This is a genomic window from Desulfonatronum thiosulfatophilum (assembly GCF_900104215.1).
GTDB classification, from domain to species: domain Bacteria; phylum Desulfobacterota; class Desulfovibrionia; order Desulfovibrionales; family Desulfonatronaceae; genus Desulfonatronum; species Desulfonatronum thiosulfatophilum.
The window spans coordinates 1-16299 of sequence record NZ_FMXO01000004.1; the positions used below are offsets into that span (position 1 = coordinate 1).

A 16299-nucleotide genomic window follows, 5' to 3' on the forward strand; every position below is an offset into this window, starting at 1 on the left:
CGCTTGTGGCGCATCGTCCGCCATTATGTGTCCAAAGCCATTGCCGCACTGGATCTGAAGAGCCTTAAGGCTGTCGGCCTGGATGAGACGGCCTCCAAACGCGGACACAACTATATCACCGTTTTCATCGACCTGGACCGGACCGAAAAACCTGTGATCTTCGCGACCCCCGGCAAAGGCAAAGAAGGCCTGGCGAAGTTCTGTTCGTTCATTGAGGCGCACGGCGGTCATCCCGATAACCTCATCGAGGTTGTCTGCGACATGTCGCCAGCTTTCCTTTCGGCCATTGAGAAAGAATTCAAGGCCGCCAAGGTCACAGTAGACTGGTTCCATGTGGTCCAACTCTTCACCAAGGCTGTCGATGATGTCAGAAAGCTGGAGGCTAAGCAGACCAAACTGCCGGAGCATACCCGCTGGACCGTGCTCAAAGGCGGGGAAAAAGGACGCACAGATGGCCAAAAGAACGCTCTGCTGGAACTCGTCGAGCAGGGCTTCGCCACCGCAAAAGCATATCGGGTCAAAGAACTCCTGCGCTGGATCCGACAGGCCGAAACAAAGCAGGCCGCAAGATGGCGCATTACCCATTTTCTCAAGCATGCTGCTGAGTATGCAATCAACTGTCCGCTCCTGGAGCCCGTAAGGAGCGCTCTTGCCAGCTTTGAAAGGCATTTGCCGCGTATCATTAACCGTTGGCATTCCTTGCATACCAATGCACGACTTGAGGGCTTCAATGGCTTGTTCCAGGCAGCGAGGGCTCGGGCTCGAGGTTATCGAAACGTGGAGAATTTCATCATGATAGTCTACCTAATCGCGGCTCCGATTCAGATCTTGATAACATCATGAATTCCACATCAAACGTCGAAGAACCCGTCTTCTTTCCAAACGGTTTCCATACGCAGTGTACTACAAGGTCGAAGGGGAAACGGTCCACGTCTGGGCTGCGTTGGACTGCCGTCAGGATCCAGCGAAGATCAAAGTCCGACTGACAGAGACTCGAACATCACCCTGAACCCTCTATTGGGCCATACGAAACTCCAAGTGGTCGCCGCATCAGGAGTAGCACCCACACGAGATTTTAAAGCTGCAATTGCCGAAGTGGATGCGAATCCATACGGTGCATGGACAGTGAATGGTGCTGAACTGCCACAAATCACAGGCTGTCAGATCTGTGACCTCGGCTTTACTCCAGCAACGAACTTCCTTCCAGTTCGGCGACTGGCTTTGCGCATTGGTGAAGAAGCGCAAGCGCACGCCGCTTACCTGACTTTCCCTCAGTTGAGGTTTGAGGTGCTCCCACAGCGCTACAAGCGAATTTCAGACACTGAATACGAGTACCAGTCGCCAGGCGTCGGCTATAGTGGAACGCTGGTGTTTTCCGCGCAAGGGGTCATCGTCAGCTACCCCGGTCTGTTTCTCATTGAACATGTTGAAGTGGATGCTGGGAGCATGGATGTCTGGTTTTGATTCAGCTTTGATTTAACCATTTCATTGCCGCATCACGTTCGCCGTACGGAAATTGCCTGATTTCAGCTGCCACGAAATGATCGACCAGATGGTCGGCAACTTCGCCTATTGGCGAGTCTGTGACAATGGCCACCTTGTCGATTTCGCGGTGGTGGTTGCGGACGAATCGAATGTGACGCAGAGCCGCTGCCGTATCCGTCCATCCTGGAAAGTCCGCGGTTTCGATCAGCAGACCGCGGAGCCCGCCGCTTCGTTTGATAAAAGGATCTACTTTTCGAGCCAGAATTTCGAAATCCTCTTCCCGGAGCGGACCGGAAGGCCGAACATGGAGCACGGATCGTTGTTCATCAAGCGTGTGCTCGATCATCATCCTTCTCCTTACGAATCTTGTTATCGTTACGATTAATGTTGAACTTCTGGTCGGAACTTGGACGACAAACATCATCCATCTTTACAATTAATCATTTGCTCTGCCCATGTCTCACATCAACAACAACAGACTCAACGCCATGACCATCATACCGATGATCAGAGCGTAGATCGGCGTATGGCCCTGGTCGTATTCCTTGGCTGCGGGGAAAAGTTCGTCGATGGAAATGAAGACCATGATTCCGGCGACTCCGGCGAAAACCAAGCCGAAAACCGTGTCCGAGAAGAAGGGGCGCAGGATCAGGTAGCCGATCACGGCGCCAAGAGGTTCGGCCAGGCCGGAAAGCAAGGAGAGCCAGAAGGCCTTTATTCTGCTTCCCGTGGAATAGTAGACGGGCACTGCTATGGCGATGCCTTCGGGGATGTTGTGCAGGGCCACGGCTATGGCAATGGCCACGCCCAGGGTCGGATCGTGCAGAGTGGCGAAAAATGTGACCATGCCTTCCGGAAAGTTGTGGATGGCAATGGCCAGGGCAGCGAAGACACCCATCCGGTGCAGCTTGCGGTTTGCTATGCTCGGCTGCATCTCGCTTATGGACCGGACATGGTGGGGATTTTCATATTCCGGAACCAAACGGTCGATGATGCCAATGAAAAAGATCCCGGCAAAAAAGGCCCCGGCCATGAGCCAAGCGGCGGCATGCTCACCGTGGACCGGTTCAAGCAGTTCCAGGGCTTCCGGAAGCATTTCCACAAAGGAAATGTAGATCATAACGCCGGCGGAAAATCCCAGGGCCGCGGCCAGGAACATCTTGTTTTCCCGGCGGACGAATATGGCCAGAAAGCTGCCGAAGCCGGTGGACAGTCCGGCAAATGTGGTCAGGGCAAACGCCAACAACAAATTGTTTTCCATGGTCAACGCACTCTCAGGGTCTTGTAGATTTGGTCGATATCCAGGTGCTGCCGAACATGATCCGCCAACCGGTCCAGGGCGGGCTCCAGGTCCCAGCCCTGGACCCCGCACAGGGGATCAGCTCCCTTCACGGCCAACATGTTGTTCAGGAGCCAGTGTCGGAAGGAAGTGTTGTCGAAAATGCCGTGCAAATACGAGCCCCAGATGGGCCCGTCACGCCGGCCATAGCCGATGTTCTGCCCGTCGGCGTTCCTGATGATAGGGACCAGCTCAGCGGCATGCCCGGACTCCCGGACAGCGGATCGGCCGTGATGGATCTCATATCCTGCAACTTCGAGGCCGGAAGGAAGGTGGACCGCGGCTGTCCGGCACAGTGTCTTGGAAGACTCCAGGCTGGTGGTCATGGAAAGCAGTCCCAGTCCGGTAACGGACTGCGTGGTCGAGGACTCGAGGCCATGGGGATCGTGGATCACTTCGCCGAGCATCTGGAATCCGCCGCAGATGCCGATAAGCTGGGTTGGCGCAGATGCGGTTAAATCCAGGATGGCCGCGACCAGGCCACGTTCGCGCAGAAAGGCCATATCCGCCATGACGTTCTTGGTGCCGGGCAGGATGAGCAGGTCCGGATTTCCCAAATCGTTGGCGGTGCGGACCAGGCGCAGCGAAACCGAGGGCTCCGCGGCCAGGGGATCAAGATCCGTGAAATTGGAGATGTGGGGGAGGTCCAGGCAGGCCACGTCCAGCACTGCATCCTCTAAAGCCCGTTTTTCGGTTCGCGGAGGGCTCGAATGAAACAGCCGGCCCTGCTTGAAGCCCACGGAGTCCTCCTCGGGCAGGCCCAGGTCCGCAAGGTACGGCACGACCCCGACCATGGGTCGGCCAGTGCGGCGGGTGATCCACTCCAGGGCCGGATCGAGCAGGGAGCGTTGCCCGCGGAACTTGTTGATCACCAGGCCGCGGACCATCTCCCGTTCCCAACCCTCCAACGTGTCCATGGTTCCGCTCAGCGCGGCGAAGACCCCGCCCCGGTCGATGTCGCCGACCAGATAGACGGCGGCCCCGGCGTGGCGGGCCATGGTCATGTTCACCAGATCGTGACGCTTCAGGTTGATCTCCGCCGGGCTGCCCGCGCCTTCGAGAACCATGACGTCGTGCTCCGCGGCCAGACCGTCATATGCCTCATGGACGACGCTCCGCAGCTTTTCCTTGGCTCGGATGTAGTCCGATACGCTCATGTTGCCCTGGGGACGGCCCAGAACGATGACCTGGGATCCGGTCTCGGAATTGGGCTTGAGCAGGACCGGATTCATCCGGCGATCCGCTTCCAGGCCGCAGGCCTGGGCCTGGAGCATCTGGGCCCGGCCGATCTCCCCGCCGTCCGGAGTGACGCCGGAATTCAGGGCCATGTTCTGGGCCTTGAAGGGGGCCGGAGAAAAACCGTCCTGGCGCAGGATCCGGCACAGAGCTGCAGCAAGCAGGCTTTTTCCGGCATCCGAACCAGTGCCCTGGAACATCAGGGCTGGAGTCGGACTTTTGCTGATCCGGGAGGGGCGGTTTCCAAGAAAAATTTCCGACAATGCGTCGCAAAGCCTTTGGTTTTCCTCGGGCAGGCGCACGGCCACCCGGAAATAGCGTTCATCCAGTCCAGAAAAATTGGAGCAGGTCCGGATGGTGATGCGCTGTGCCAGCAGCTTTTCCGCCAGCTGAAGGGCGTTGAACCGGGAGTGAGTCGTGCGGCAGAGCAGAAAGTTTGCAGCCGAGGGATAAACCCGCAGGTCCGGCAGCCGGGCCAGGGTCTGAGCCAGTTCCGTCCGCTGAGCATTGTTCCGCTCACGACTGAGCTGCTGAAATTCGAAATCCGCCAGACAGGCTGTTCCGGCAAGCTGGGCCAAAGTGTTCACGGACCAGGCAGGACACATAGCCATGTAGCGCAGGACGAGCTGGGCGTTCATGGCCGCCAGACCGATGCGCAGACCGGGTATTGAGTAGAATTTGGTCAAAGAGAGCAGGACGATGACGTTGTCCGGTCGGTCTCTGGTCATGCGATCCAGATCGGGTACGAAATCGGCAAAAGCCTCATCAACGATGAACCAGCTGCGGGGGTGAGCCCGGGCCACGCGGCGCAGGGTCTCGGGACATACGGTGCGGCCCGTGGGATTGTTAGGCTGGCCAAGCAGTACCAAGGCGGGCTCGTGCAGTCTGTTTTGCAGCTCCTCCCAGTCCAGATTGAATCCGTTGTCCTGGTTCAGGGGCATGTGCTCGATCTCGAGGCCGTGAGTCTCACAGGCTCCATGGTAGTCGCCGTAGGCCGGACCGGGAACGACTGCCCGGTTCAGCCCCAGAAGCGGAGGCAGTCGGAAAAGGATCTCAGCAGTACCGTTATCCGCGATAAGTTCCTCTACGGGAATTGTGTGCCGTCTGGATGCGGCCTGGAGCAGGTCATGGCAGTCCGGATCAGGATAGTGAGTCAATGATGCCATGTTGTCCCGGATGAGCGCGGAGAGCCATTCCGGCGGACCAAAGGGATTCATACTGGCCGAAAAATCGAGAATGCTCTCCGGGCGGCAGTTCAGTTCCCGGCTCAAGCGCCAGATATTACCGCCGTGTGCTTGGATATTCATGTTGTTCATTTGGGGGCGTGGAAGATGGTTCGTCAATATTGTGGTCCGTGTATGCGTAGAGGAACATGGACTGCAAAAAAATGTCGATCAAGAACTTGACTGCTAATTTTTGATGTTTACGTGCTGGATCGATCACAAAATATCTTCATTCAGGAGGAAAAAGATATGGTAATCGACACGAGTCCTTTTTACGGCGGCATGGACAATTTCGACAGGGTCTTTAACGAGCTTTGGGGGCCGTTGAACATCAGTCAACGCAAGGTTGCCTATCCTCCGTTGAATATCAGCGAGGATACCGATGCCATTTACGTCCGCTGTGAAATTCCAGGCGTGAACATCGAGGACATCGACCTGACTTTTACCGATTCGACCCTGGTGATCAAGGGAGAACGCAAAATTGAAAAAGGAAAATACTTTCGCCAGGAACGGCCCACTGGTCATTTTCAGCGGGTGGTGAACGTCAATGCTCCCATTGTCGTTGACCAGGTCAAGGCCATTGCCAAAGATGGGCTTCTGGAAATCCGTCTGCCCAAGTCCGAGGACACCAAACCCCGTAAAATTTCCATCGACCTGCAGTAGGCATCAGGAGGAACAACATGAACAAGGATATCGTACAAAGCGAGGCCAAAGGGCTGCCCAGGATGAAGCCGGCCACCGACATCCTGGAAACCGGCGACGGGTTTTTTATTTATGTTGATATGCCGGGCGTCAGCAAGGAAGAATTGATAATTGATCTTTCCGACGACGAATTGCGCATCGGCGGCAAATCCACCTACCAGGGCGTGACAAACGAGAACCGCATTCATGTCGAATTCGGCAATGTGGAATATACGCGGGCATTCACGCTTTCGCATATCGTTGATCGGGAAAAGATCAAGGCGACCTTGAAAAATGGCGTACTGGAGCTGCATTTGCCGAAAGCCGAAAAAGCGCTCCCGCGCAAGATTCAGGTTGAGGCGGAATAAATTACAAGAAAATTCTCAGATAGAAGGATTATTGAATTGCAGGAGGTGTTTCATGTTGGAACGTTATTATCCCGCTTTGCGCTCCAAAAGGCAGACAGAGGGAACACGACAATCAGATATTTTCAGCATGATGGAACCGTTTTTCATGTCCTCGATGTCCCCGGGTTCCTCCTTCGGAGACATTATGCCGGCAGTGGATATTTCTGAAACTCCGGAAGCAGTCCTGGTCGATGTCGAATTGCCGGGAATCTCGCCGGAAAATGTGGATCTTCAGGTTGAAAACAACTACCTCATTTTGCGAGGAGAGAAAAAATCCGAGCACGAGGAAAAAAAGGAAAATTCCGTCCACAAGGAATGTTCATACGGCTGTTTCAGCCGCTCAATCCCCATGCCCACCGAGATTCAGGCCGACAAGGTTACCGCGAAATTCAAAAACGGCGTCCTCAAGGTCACCCTGCCCAAGGGCGAAAAGGCGCAAGCAAAACGCATATCAATTGAAAACTGAGGAGCTTTCGGCTCTTCAGCATATCCGGGCGGATCATCAATGATCCGCCCATTTTTTTGGTCGTACGGTTCAAGCATGCTTGTGCAAATGCATAAATGCAAACCGCCCGCTCCCGTCGTCGCTCAAGGCTCGGAGCTCGCCAAGAAAATAATTTTGAAAAGCAGGGGAAGAGCTGTTTTCAAAAGGATTGCCGCACCCTTGCGGGAGACAAGAAAAAATCGTCGTCAGCGTGAAGCCTTTTGCCTTCCGCATCTTTCTTGGCGGAAGTCAAAAAAATCCTTCTTTGCGTCTCCGTGCCTCGAGCGAAGCGGGTAAAAAAAGCACGTTCAGTCGAATCATTAACTTCACCTTGATTTAAGACGGCAATTATCATGGCAAACGGATATTCAGTTCAGATCAGGGGGCGGATCATGACCTGGCTTCCAGCAGTCATTCCTTCCTGATTTTCGGGGATTTCCATGAGTCCGTGCGCTTGAAGCAGGGTTTTGAGCAGTCCGGACTTGCCCAGGACCGGCGTGGCCCACAGCTGGTTTTGGGCATCCTGTTCCAGGGAGACGCGGATAAAGTCCGTGCGGCCCTGCCGGGAAGCCACGTTGCGGTTCAGTTTCGCCGGAACGCTCGCTGTCGGCCCGATGGCGAACGGCCGTTCATGTCCGCCAAGATGGGCCAGAAAGGGCATGACCAGCACCTGCATGACCACCTGGGCGCTGGCAACCTGGCCGGGCAGCCCCAATACGGCCTTGTCTGCCGCGGCGGCCAGAATGGTCGGTTTGCCCGGGCTCATGGCGATTCCATGCGCCAGAATGCGACTGCCGGGAATGCTTTGCATCGCCTCAAGGGTATGGTCGCGAGTGCCCACGGAACTGCCGCCGGAGATGATCACTACGTCGCAGTCTTCCAGGCCGCGTTTCAATGCAGCGGTGAGGGCCTCGAGATTGTCCTCAACCAGACCGAGCCGCAGGGCCTTGGCTCCGGCGGCGACCGCCAGGGCCGAGAGGGTGTGGGAATTGACGTCACGCACCAGGCCCGGGCGCACCGGCTCGTCAATCCCCACCACCTCGTCGCCGGTGGAGATGATGCCCAGGGTAACATGACGGTGGACGAGGACCCGGGAATAACCCAGAGCCGCCAACAGGCCGATCCTGGCACCGTCGAGCCGGGTTCCGGGCGCAAGGACGTTTTCTCCGGCCTGCACATCCTCGCCGCGCAGCATCACGTTGTCCCAGGGCGACAGGGACTTGCGGATTTCGATGGTGTCGGAACCGAGTTCCTGGGTCTGTTCGACCATGACCACTGCGTCCGCCTCTGGGGGAAGACATCCTCCCGTGGTGATTTTCGCGCAGTGGCCCGGTTCAAGAGAAATGTCCGAAGGATTCTGGATCTCCACGGCAAAGGCCAGATCCAGGTACGCCGGGTTGGACTCGGAAGCGCCAAAGGTATCGGCTGCCCGGACCGCATAACCGTCGACGCTGGATCGGTGCGCCTGGGGCAGGTCGTCCCTGGACGTGATGGTTTCGGCCAGGGACATGCCGAATGCCGCGGAAAGTTCCCGCTCCTGAACGGGCGCCTTGGGGAACGTGGCCAGGAGTTTGGTGAACTCCGCAACGGATACGACCTGAAAAAAGGATTCCTTCACGATTCCTCCAAGTGAATGTCGATGGTTCCGGGGGCATATCCCTTCAATTGGCAGAGCATGCCCCTGATGGTCGAAGCCATGATCGTGGCCACGAATGGGTTCATGGCCAAGGGAACTTTGTTGACGGTGATGGAAAAGGAATCCTGGACTGCCCGGCATTCATCCGGATCGGCTTTGCCGGCCACCACGTCCCGAGCCAGTGCGCCACAGTCATCCCGGCCGCAGGCTCCGCAATTCAGAGCGGGCAGAAGAAATCCGCGCTGGAGGACAAGTTCGGCAACTTCCTCGATATCTTTTAGCACCGGGAGCTTGGGCGGGCCTTCATGGGCCCAGGTGCCGAGGGCCAATCCGTTGTCCAGGGCGGCAAGGCTGTCTTGAGGGTTGTCTTGGGGATCGTCGCCCGCATCCGGGTTGCGGGGCAGAAGGATTCTCGGAAGAAAATCCAACGACTTCCCACCTTCCACCAGCAGGATGTCCGCTTCCAGATGCGTCCAGACGGACATGATCGGCATGGATCTGGGAAGGACGATCATGGTCTGTTCCGGATTGATTCCCGCCACCGGACATCCCGTACTTGCCAGCTTTCCGGTATCCGTGTGACCAAAATCAAACCCGTGACGGCTGCTCTTGATAATGCCCACTCGGTGGCCCGTGGCGCGTAAATGCTCGGCGACCTTGGCCACCAGCGTGGTTTTGCCGGAATTATGATAGCCAACGAAGCTCATGGCTCGTGTGGTCATCGCTTGCACACTCCTTTGAAGATGAAGCCGGTTTCGATTCAATTTCGCCACTTGCAGGCCGTGCTGCCCATGCAAGATACCAAAAACACCATTGGCGGCAACAGACTCGTCAATCCGTTTTTTTGACAGTGCCTGTTGATTACGCTAAAAAATTCAGTTTCTCTTTAGGCGATATCATTTTTGCGAGCACCTCATGATGCCGATCCCGGCGCACATCCCTTGTGCGTTGACGGCAGCCCTTCAGTCTCGGTATCAAACCCCTTTTTAGCGAAGGACATTTTTCATGACGACGATTCAGAGCGGAAAAGGTTTCTACGACCTTTTTCCGCCGAAAAGCGATCAGTTCACAGCCATTGAAAATACCGCCCGCGATGTTTTTTCCCGCTATGGATGTCGGGAGCTGCGCACCCCCCTGGTCGAATACACGGAACTTTTCGTGCGCGGGATCGGGGACGAGACCGACGTGGTGCAGAAGGAGATGTACTCCTTTCCGGACCGCAAGGGACGTTCCTTGACCCTTCGTCCCGAGGCCACCGCCGGGGTGCTTCGGGCGTGCATCGAGCACAAGCTGTTGCGCAAGGACGAGATCCTCAAATTTTTCACCCTGGGGCCCATGTTCCGCTATGAACGTCCCCAGATGGGCCGCCAACGCCAGTTCCATCAGATCAACGTCGAAATTCTCGGCTCGGCATCCCACCTGGTGGATGTGGACATGCTGTTCATGCTGCATCGCTTCCTGTCGGAAATAGGCCTGACCGGACTGGAATACGAGCTGAACAGTCTGGGATGCCCCCAGTGCCGTCCGGCGTTTCGCTCCGCCCTGGATAATTATCTCAAGGACGTTCAGCATGACGACCTGTGTGCCGACTGTCAGCGCCGGATGCACACCAACCCCTTGCGCGTCCTGGACTGCAAGGTTCCGGGTTGCCGGGAGATTGCCAAGAACGCCCCCGTGATCACGCAGAACAATTGCGAGCCGTGCCGGGTGCACTTTGACGCGGTGGTTTCCTTGCTGGACCGTTCCCTGCTGAAGGTCAATCTGAATCCGCTGCTGGTGCGGGGGCTGGATTATTATCAGGGGACCACCTTTGAAGTCGTTTCCACGAATATCGGCTCCCAGTCCTCCGTTGCCGGGGGCGGGCGCTACGACGGGCTGATCAGTCAGCTGGGCGGGCCGGACATGCCCGGCATCGGGTTTGCCTGCGGCCTGGAACGGCTGGTCATGCTGGCCCCTGCTCCGTCGGAACCCGGAATCGACGTCTACATCACCATGCACAGCGACTCCTTTCTGGAACAGGCGCTGGAGATCGCCCAGGTGCTGCGCGCCGCGCATTTTTCGGTGGAATTTCCCTACGTCTTTCGCAGTCTGAAAAGTCAGATGCGCTCCGCGAACAAATTGAACGCTCGTTATTCCATTATGCTGGACGAGGCGTCCTCGGCGCAATGCGAGCTGCACGTCAAGGACATGTCCAACGGCGAGCAATTCACCCTTTCCGGGTCGGAACTGCCCCTGCAGTTGCGCAAGCGGATGGGCGCTTCCCTTCAAAATTAACTTCCCTCAAGGATTGACGCACATGAATGAAATGTCGCCGCAACGAGAATGCGATCCCCTTGGCGATTGGCAACGCACCCATCACTGCTCGGAACTTCGCGCAACGGATACGGAACAGAAGACCTGCCTTATGGGCTGGGTCCAGTTTCGCAGGGATCACGGGGGGCTGATCTTTATTGATCTGCGTGATCGGCATGGCCGGACCCAGATTGTTTTCAATCCGGAGATCAACGCCGAGGCCCATGCGCGGGCGCATGTCCTGCGGTCCGAGTATGTTTTGGCCATCCGCGGCGTTGTCCGGATGCGACCGGAAGGCATGCGCAACGCCAACCTGCCCACCGGCGACATCGAGGTGGAGGTGCAGGAGTGGAAACTTCTGAACAGCGCCAAGACGCCTCCCTTCCCCATCGAAGACCGGGTCGAAGTCACGGAATCCACACGCCTGGAATACCGTTATCTGGATCTGCGGCGTCCCCAGTGCACCCGGAACCTGATCATCCGGCACAAGGCTTCCCAGTCTTTCCGGGATTTTCTGAACCTGGAAGGCTTTCTCGAACTGGAAACCCCGATCCTGACCCGCAGCACTCCCGAAGGGGCCCGGGATTTTCTGGTACCCAGCCGCATCAGCCCCGGCTCTTTTTTCGCCTTGCCCCAGTCCCCGCAGCTTTTCAAGCAACTCTTCATGGTCGCGGGCATGGATCGATACTACCAGGTGGTGCGCTGTTTTCGCGACGAAGACCTGCGAGCGGATCGTCAGCCTGAATTCACCCAAATCGATCTGGAGCTTTCCTTCGTGGACCAGGAGCAGGTGATGCAGCTTGCCGAGCGCATGATCCGCCATGTCTTCAAGCAGACCCTGGATCATGCACTGCCTGATCCGTTTCCCCGTCTGACCCACGAGCAGGCCATCCGCGACTACGGGGTGGACAAGCCGGACATCCGGTTCGAGTTGCTTTTGCATGATGTGACGGACATCGTCCGTAATTCCAACTTCCGACTGTTCGCGTCTTCCGAGCTGGTCAAGGCCTTGGTGCTGCCTCAGGGCGCCGGTCTGTCCCGCAACGACATCGACCAGTTGACGGAATTCGTGAAAATCTACGGAGCTCAGGGACTGGCCTGGATCAAGATCAAGGCGGACGAGTGGCAGTCGCCCATTGCCAAATTCCTTTCCGAGGAGGAGCGCGCCGGACTGGTTCAGGCGCTGAGCCTGAAAGAGGGCGATATCGTCTTTTTCCAGGCCGGAGTCCCGGACATGGTCAATGCGGCCCTGGGCAACCTGCGGCTCGAACTGGCGCAACGATTCAAGCTGATCGACGAGGCGGTCTTTCAACCGGTCTGGATCACCGATTTTCCGCTTCTGGAACACGATCCCGAGGCCAAGCGCTGGGTGGCCCGCCACCATCCCTTCACCAGTCCCCAGGAGGGGCATGACCGGGTGATGATCGAGGAACCGGCAAAAGCCCTTGCCAAGGCCTATGATCTCTGCTTGAACGGATACGAGATCGGCGGGGGATCCGTCCGGATCCATTCCGCCGAGCTGCAGGAACAGATGTTCGCCGCGCTGGGCATTGCCCCGGACGAGGCCCGGCGGCAGTTCGGCTTCCTGCTCAAGGCCCTGGAATTCGGCGCGCCGCCCCATGCGGGCATTGCGTTCGGACTGGACCGGCTGATCATGATCATGACCCAGTCCGCATCCATTCGTGACGTGATCGCCTTCCCCAAGACGCAAAAGGCATCCTGCCTAATGACCCAGGCCCCCTCGGGCGTTTCCAACGTGCAGTTGCGCGAGCTTGGGCTGAAGGTTCGTGAAGCGGTGAAATAATGGCCAAGATTCGTCCCATTCTGAGCTATCCGAATCCGATCCTGGCCCAGGTCGCGAAAGATATCGAAACCGTCACGCCGGAGATCTGCCGGTTGGCCGAGGACATGCTGGAAACCATGTATGATAAGGAGGGGCTCGGTCTGGCCGCTCCACAGGTCGGAGAATCCTGCCGACTGGTTGTCATCGACATATCCGGCCCGGAAAAGCGGGAGGAGCCGCTTGTGCTCGTAAATCCGCGAATCGTCTCTCAGGAAGGCCAAGTCGACTCCAGCGAAGGTTGCCTGAGCGTTTTGAACTATCGAAGCAAGGTCCAACGGGCGGAGAAGATCCGCCTGCAAGCTCTGAATCTTGAGGGGCAACCCGTGGAAATGGAAATGGACGGCATGCTGGCCATCTGCCTGCAACATGAACTCGATCATCTGAACGGCGTGCTGTTTATCGACCGGATCAGCCGATTGAAACGCTCCCTATACGAGCAGAAGTTGAAAAAATGGATCAAGAAAGACAAGCTCCCCTGAATGTCGTTTTTTTCGGTACCCCGCCTTTTGCCGCCCGGATTCTGGATGATATCGCCGGTGATCCTGACGTGCTCGTCCAGGCCGTGGTCACGCAACCGGACCGCCCCTGCGGTCGGGGACGGGTCTGCAAGCCGTCCGCGGTCAAGGAAACGGCATTGGCGAGGGGATATCCGGTTCTGCAGCCGACGACCCTCAAGGATGCAGCGGTTCACGCGGAGCTTGACGCCTATCGGTCCGATTTCTTCATCGTGGCCGCTTATGGTTTGATTTTTCCCGAGGCCGTCCTGGAACTGCCCCGCCATGGCTGTCTGAACGTCCATGCCTCGCTCCTGCCGCGCTACCGCGGAGCGTCCCCCATTCAGGCCGCCTTGCTGGCCGGTGATCATGTTACGGGCATCACCATCATGCGCATGGCCAAGGGCATGGATACAGGACCCATTCTACTTCAACGGGCCATGGGCATCGACATCAACGATACCGCGCAGACCCTGCATGATCAGCTTGGCGAGCTGGGCGGGCGATTTCTGCTGGAAAGTCTGGCCCGCCACCGGAAAGGAACGTTGATCGCCCAGGAGCAGAATCATGCCCTGGCCAGCTATGCTCCGCGATTAACCAAGGACCAGGGGCTTATCAACTGGAACCAGCCTGCTCGCACGGTGCACAATCACATCCGGGCTATGCATCCCTGGCCCGGAGCCTATTTCTATCTGCCCGGAGGGCAGCAGCCGCCTCGCAAGGTTGCCGTGCATCCCGGCAAAGTTGGCGAGCCGTTACCCGAGGGAACGCATGCGCCGGGATCATTCATCGGGATACAGAACGGAATGCTGGCAATCGCCTGCCAGGATAAGACCTACCTTGTCGAGTACCTGCATCCTTCGCACGCCAAGCGCATGGATGCCTTGGCGTTTCGATGCGGCTATCTGCAGCAGTTGCTGCCCGGCGACAATATCTGTGAAACTCTGCGTGAACCTACGGAGCCTTGATGCCGTTGCATCCCTCGTCTCCACCCCATAAATCAGGTCCTGGGGAAGACCTGACTCTCGAAAAAGCCTCGGATCCCAGAAAACGTCTGTTTATCGGGCTGATACTGGGTGCCTCCGTTCTCCTGAGCCTGTTCTTGGTCATTCTCTGGGTCATTCCCTACATCGGGCTGAAAAATATCCACGCCTTTGCTCCGATTGTTCTCGCGGTCGCTCTGCTGGCTCTGATCTCCATGATCATGTGGTCGTCCATCGGCCTCGTCCTGAACATTCTTCTGGGCAGGAGCTTTCCGCTCAGTTCTCGGTTCCGAGGCATCACCATCAAGCTCTTCCTGCCATTGATGACCCTGTTGGGGCGGTTTTTCAACATTCCCAAGGATGATATCCGGCTTTCGTTCATCAAGGTGAACAATGAACTTGTGGCCTCGGAACGGGGGCGGTTCCAGCCTCATGAAATTCTTCTGCTCCTGCCCCATTGCCTGCAAAATTCCAGATGCCCCAGGCGGCTGACCTACGACATCAAGCACTGCAAACGATGCGGCGAATGTCCCATTGACGGCCTGCTCGGTCTGTCCGAGAAATACGGGATCAAGATTGCTATTGCCACGGGCGGGACCATTGCCAGGCGCATCGTGGTCCAGAACAAGCCCAAGCTGATCATTGCGGTGGCCTGCGACCGCGATCTATCCAGCGGCATCCAGGATACCTACCCCATTCCCGTCTACGGAGTCCTGAACCAGCGTCCCTTCGGCCCTTGCCTGGACACTCTGGTCGACCTGCCCAATATCGAATCCGCCCTGGAACGCTTTTTGGCCGCTCCGGCCAAATCCTGATGTCAGGTTCTAGATATGGCGGCATCCCGTACTCCCCCAGCCAGATTTGTCGCCCTCCAGGCTCTGCAGCAGACCCTGCAGCAGGGCAACGACCTGCAGTTCGCCCTGGATTTTCAACTCCGCCGGCTGCATGTTTCGGGCAAGGATGCGAATTTGGCCACGGAACTTTGTTACGGATACCTCAGGAATAAGGGACGCGTCGCCTTTTGCCTGGAGCATTTCCTGCAAAAGCCCGGAAAGCTGCCGCCGCTGTGCCGCACGGCCTTTGAACTGGCCACCTACGAAACCCTGTTTCTGGAGCGGATCCCGGAGTTCGCCACCAGATCATGGCTTGCCAATCTGGTGCGTCAACAATGGGGCTCCGGGCTGACCCGCCTGGCCACGGCCTACATGACGAACATCTTCAAAAATAAAGCTGCCCTGAACGCGTCGGAGTTTTACCAGAAAAACGCATCTGATGCTCGGGCCTTCCTGAGCGCGTTCTATTCTTTGCCGCTCTGGATCGTGGACTTGTGGACCGAGGCCTATGGACCTGAGACAGCGCAACGCCTTGCCGCGGCCCAGATTCATCCGGCACCGCTGGGGCTGCGGATCAATCCGCTTCATGCCGGGAAGGACGAGCTTGTCCGCCAGTACGTCGCTCTTGAGGCAGAATCCGCTGACCTGGAAATTCTGGATTCCCTCAGCGTCAGTTGCTCACGCGAAACGGCCCGACGGTTGTTCCCCGAGCTGTCCGCGGACATCAAGGCAGGGGCGATTTCCAGGCAAAGCTTGGAATCGCAAAGGATATTGAAGGAGTTGGGCGCTGGTTCCTGGGGGGAACCGATCTGGGACGTGTGTGCGGGACGAGGCGGGAAGACCTGCTATCTCCTGGAACGCGGACAAAAGCAGGTCCGCGCCAGTGATCCGAACCCGTTCAGGGTGCATGGCTTGTCCAGGGAACTGGAGCGCTTGGGGCTGCCTCCCATCCCGGTCGTCGTGGCCAGGGGCGATGTCCGGCTGCCGTGGCAGAAAAAGCCCGCGACCATTCTCCTGGACGTCCCCTGCTCCGGTCTGGGGGTACTCTCTCGAAAATCGGACATCAAATGGAAACGTACGCCAAAGGACATCCCTCCGCTGATTGCTCTCCAGGACCAGCTCCTCCGCCAATCCGCCGAGGTGCTACGTCCTGGCGGACGCATCGTCTACATCACCTGCACGCTGAATCCGGCGGAAAATCAGGCCAGAATCGATCACTTTCTGGGCGAACATCCGGGATTCTCCATCACAAAGCGATATGAAACGCAGATTAATGACTCTGCTAGGGAATTTTTCTGGGGAGTCGTGCTGGAGAAAGGGTAGCCGTTTGAATGACCGAACTCCTCAATGAGCAGGTGCTGCG

General features: G+C 57.4%; 16 protein-coding genes. 11 read left to right on the forward strand and 5 right to left on the reverse strand.

Going from position 1 to position 16299, the window contains the following annotated elements:
* Together BLP93_RS03815 and BLP93_RS03820 are read left to right on the forward strand one after the other, a co-directional pair.
* Positions 1-843: ISL3 family transposase (locus tag BLP93_RS03815; RefSeq protein ID WP_092117403.1), on the forward strand; the 843-nt coding region annotated here is incomplete at its 5' end.
* A gap of 195 nt (positions 844-1038) precedes the next feature.
* The gene (locus BLP93_RS03820; RefSeq protein WP_161946184.1) at positions 1039-1464 is read left to right on the forward strand and encodes a putative glycolipid-binding domain-containing protein; all 426 of its coding nucleotides are present in this window, start codon (positions 1039-1041) and stop codon (positions 1462-1464) included.
* Position 1465: 1 nt separating this feature from the next.
* On the opposite strand, the gene BLP93_RS03825 is transcribed toward BLP93_RS03820, so the two are convergent.
* From BLP93_RS03825 to BLP93_RS03835, 3 genes are all read right to left on the reverse strand, one after another.
* Positions 1466-1831, reverse strand: a complete 366-nt coding sequence (locus BLP93_RS03825) for a SpoIIAA family protein (protein ID WP_092117407.1) — start codon at positions 1829-1831, stop codon at positions 1466-1468.
* A 114-nt stretch (positions 1832-1945) separates the two neighbouring features.
* On the reverse strand, positions 1946-2746 hold the full coding sequence (gene zupT, locus BLP93_RS03830; RefSeq protein ID WP_092117409.1) for a zinc transporter ZupT: 801 nt from the start codon (positions 2744-2746) through the stop codon (positions 1946-1948).
* Positions 2747-2748: 2 nt separating this feature from the next.
* Positions 2749-5367, reverse strand: a complete 2619-nt coding sequence (locus tag BLP93_RS03835; protein ID WP_092117411.1) for a cobyric acid synthase — start codon at positions 5365-5367, stop codon at positions 2749-2751.
* 165 nt (positions 5368-5532) lie between these two features.
* Between BLP93_RS03835 and BLP93_RS03840 the strand changes: the two genes are divergently transcribed.
* Genes BLP93_RS03840 through BLP93_RS03850 form a run of 3 tightly spaced genes read left to right on the forward strand, consistent with a single transcriptional unit; the run spans position 5533 to position 6837 of the window.
* The gene (locus BLP93_RS03840; RefSeq protein WP_092117413.1) at positions 5533-5946 is read left to right on the forward strand and encodes an Hsp20/alpha crystallin family protein; all 414 of its coding nucleotides are present in this window, start codon (positions 5533-5535) and stop codon (positions 5944-5946) included.
* A 17-nt stretch (positions 5947-5963) separates the two neighbouring features.
* Entirely contained in the window at positions 5964-6332 is a 369-nt protein-coding gene (locus BLP93_RS03845; protein ID WP_092117415.1) for an Hsp20/alpha crystallin family protein, read from the forward strand.
* A 52-nt stretch (positions 6333-6384) separates the two neighbouring features.
* Entirely contained in the window at positions 6385-6837 is a 453-nt protein-coding gene (locus BLP93_RS03850; RefSeq protein ID WP_161946185.1) for an Hsp20/alpha crystallin family protein, read from the forward strand.
* Between the two features lie 391 nt (positions 6838-7228).
* Here BLP93_RS03850 and BLP93_RS03855 read toward each other — a convergent pair whose 3' ends face one another.
* Both BLP93_RS03855 and BLP93_RS03860 read right to left on the reverse strand, forming a co-directional pair.
* Entirely contained in the window at positions 7229-8473 is a 1245-nt protein-coding gene (locus tag BLP93_RS03855; protein WP_092117419.1) for a molybdopterin molybdotransferase MoeA, read from the reverse strand.
* Positions 8470-9213: a molybdopterin-guanine dinucleotide biosynthesis protein MobB gene (locus tag BLP93_RS03860; protein ID WP_092117421.1), complete on the reverse strand. Its 744-nt coding sequence runs from the start codon at positions 9211-9213 to the stop codon at positions 8470-8472. The genes BLP93_RS03855 and BLP93_RS03860 overlap by 4 nt, the downstream gene beginning before the upstream one ends.
* Before the next feature lie 283 nt (positions 9214-9496).
* Between BLP93_RS03860 and hisS the strand changes: the two genes are divergently transcribed.
* The 6 genes from hisS to BLP93_RS03890 are packed head-to-tail and all read left to right on the forward strand — an operon-like array spanning position 9497 to position 16259.
* Positions 9497-10765: a histidine--tRNA ligase gene (gene hisS, locus BLP93_RS03865; RefSeq protein ID WP_092117423.1), complete on the forward strand. Its 1269-nt coding sequence runs from the start codon at positions 9497-9499 to the stop codon at positions 10763-10765.
* A gap of 31 nt (positions 10766-10796) precedes the next feature.
* A complete protein-coding gene (aspS, locus tag BLP93_RS03870; RefSeq protein ID WP_425248217.1) occupies positions 10797-12587 on the forward strand; it encodes an aspartate--tRNA ligase in 1791 nt (596 codons plus the stop codon).
* Entirely contained in the window at positions 12587-13105 is a 519-nt protein-coding gene (gene def, locus BLP93_RS03875) for a peptide deformylase (RefSeq protein ID WP_092117426.1), read from the forward strand. The genes aspS and def overlap by 1 nt, the downstream gene beginning before the upstream one ends.
* On the forward strand, positions 13078-14088 hold the full coding sequence (fmt, locus tag BLP93_RS03880) for a methionyl-tRNA formyltransferase (RefSeq protein WP_092117428.1): 1011 nt from the start codon (positions 13078-13080) through the stop codon (positions 14086-14088). Before def ends, fmt begins: the two co-directional genes overlap by 28 nt.
* Positions 14088-14918, forward strand: coding sequence for a DUF116 domain-containing protein (locus BLP93_RS03885; protein ID WP_092117430.1), 831 nt, complete (start codon positions 14088-14090; stop codon positions 14916-14918). The genes fmt and BLP93_RS03885 overlap by 1 nt, the downstream gene beginning before the upstream one ends.
* Positions 14919-14933: 15 nt before the next feature.
* Entirely contained in the window at positions 14934-16259 is a 1326-nt protein-coding gene (locus BLP93_RS03890; protein WP_092117432.1) for an RsmB/NOP family class I SAM-dependent RNA methyltransferase, read from the forward strand.
* The last annotated feature ends 40 nt before the right edge of the window (positions 16260-16299 follow it).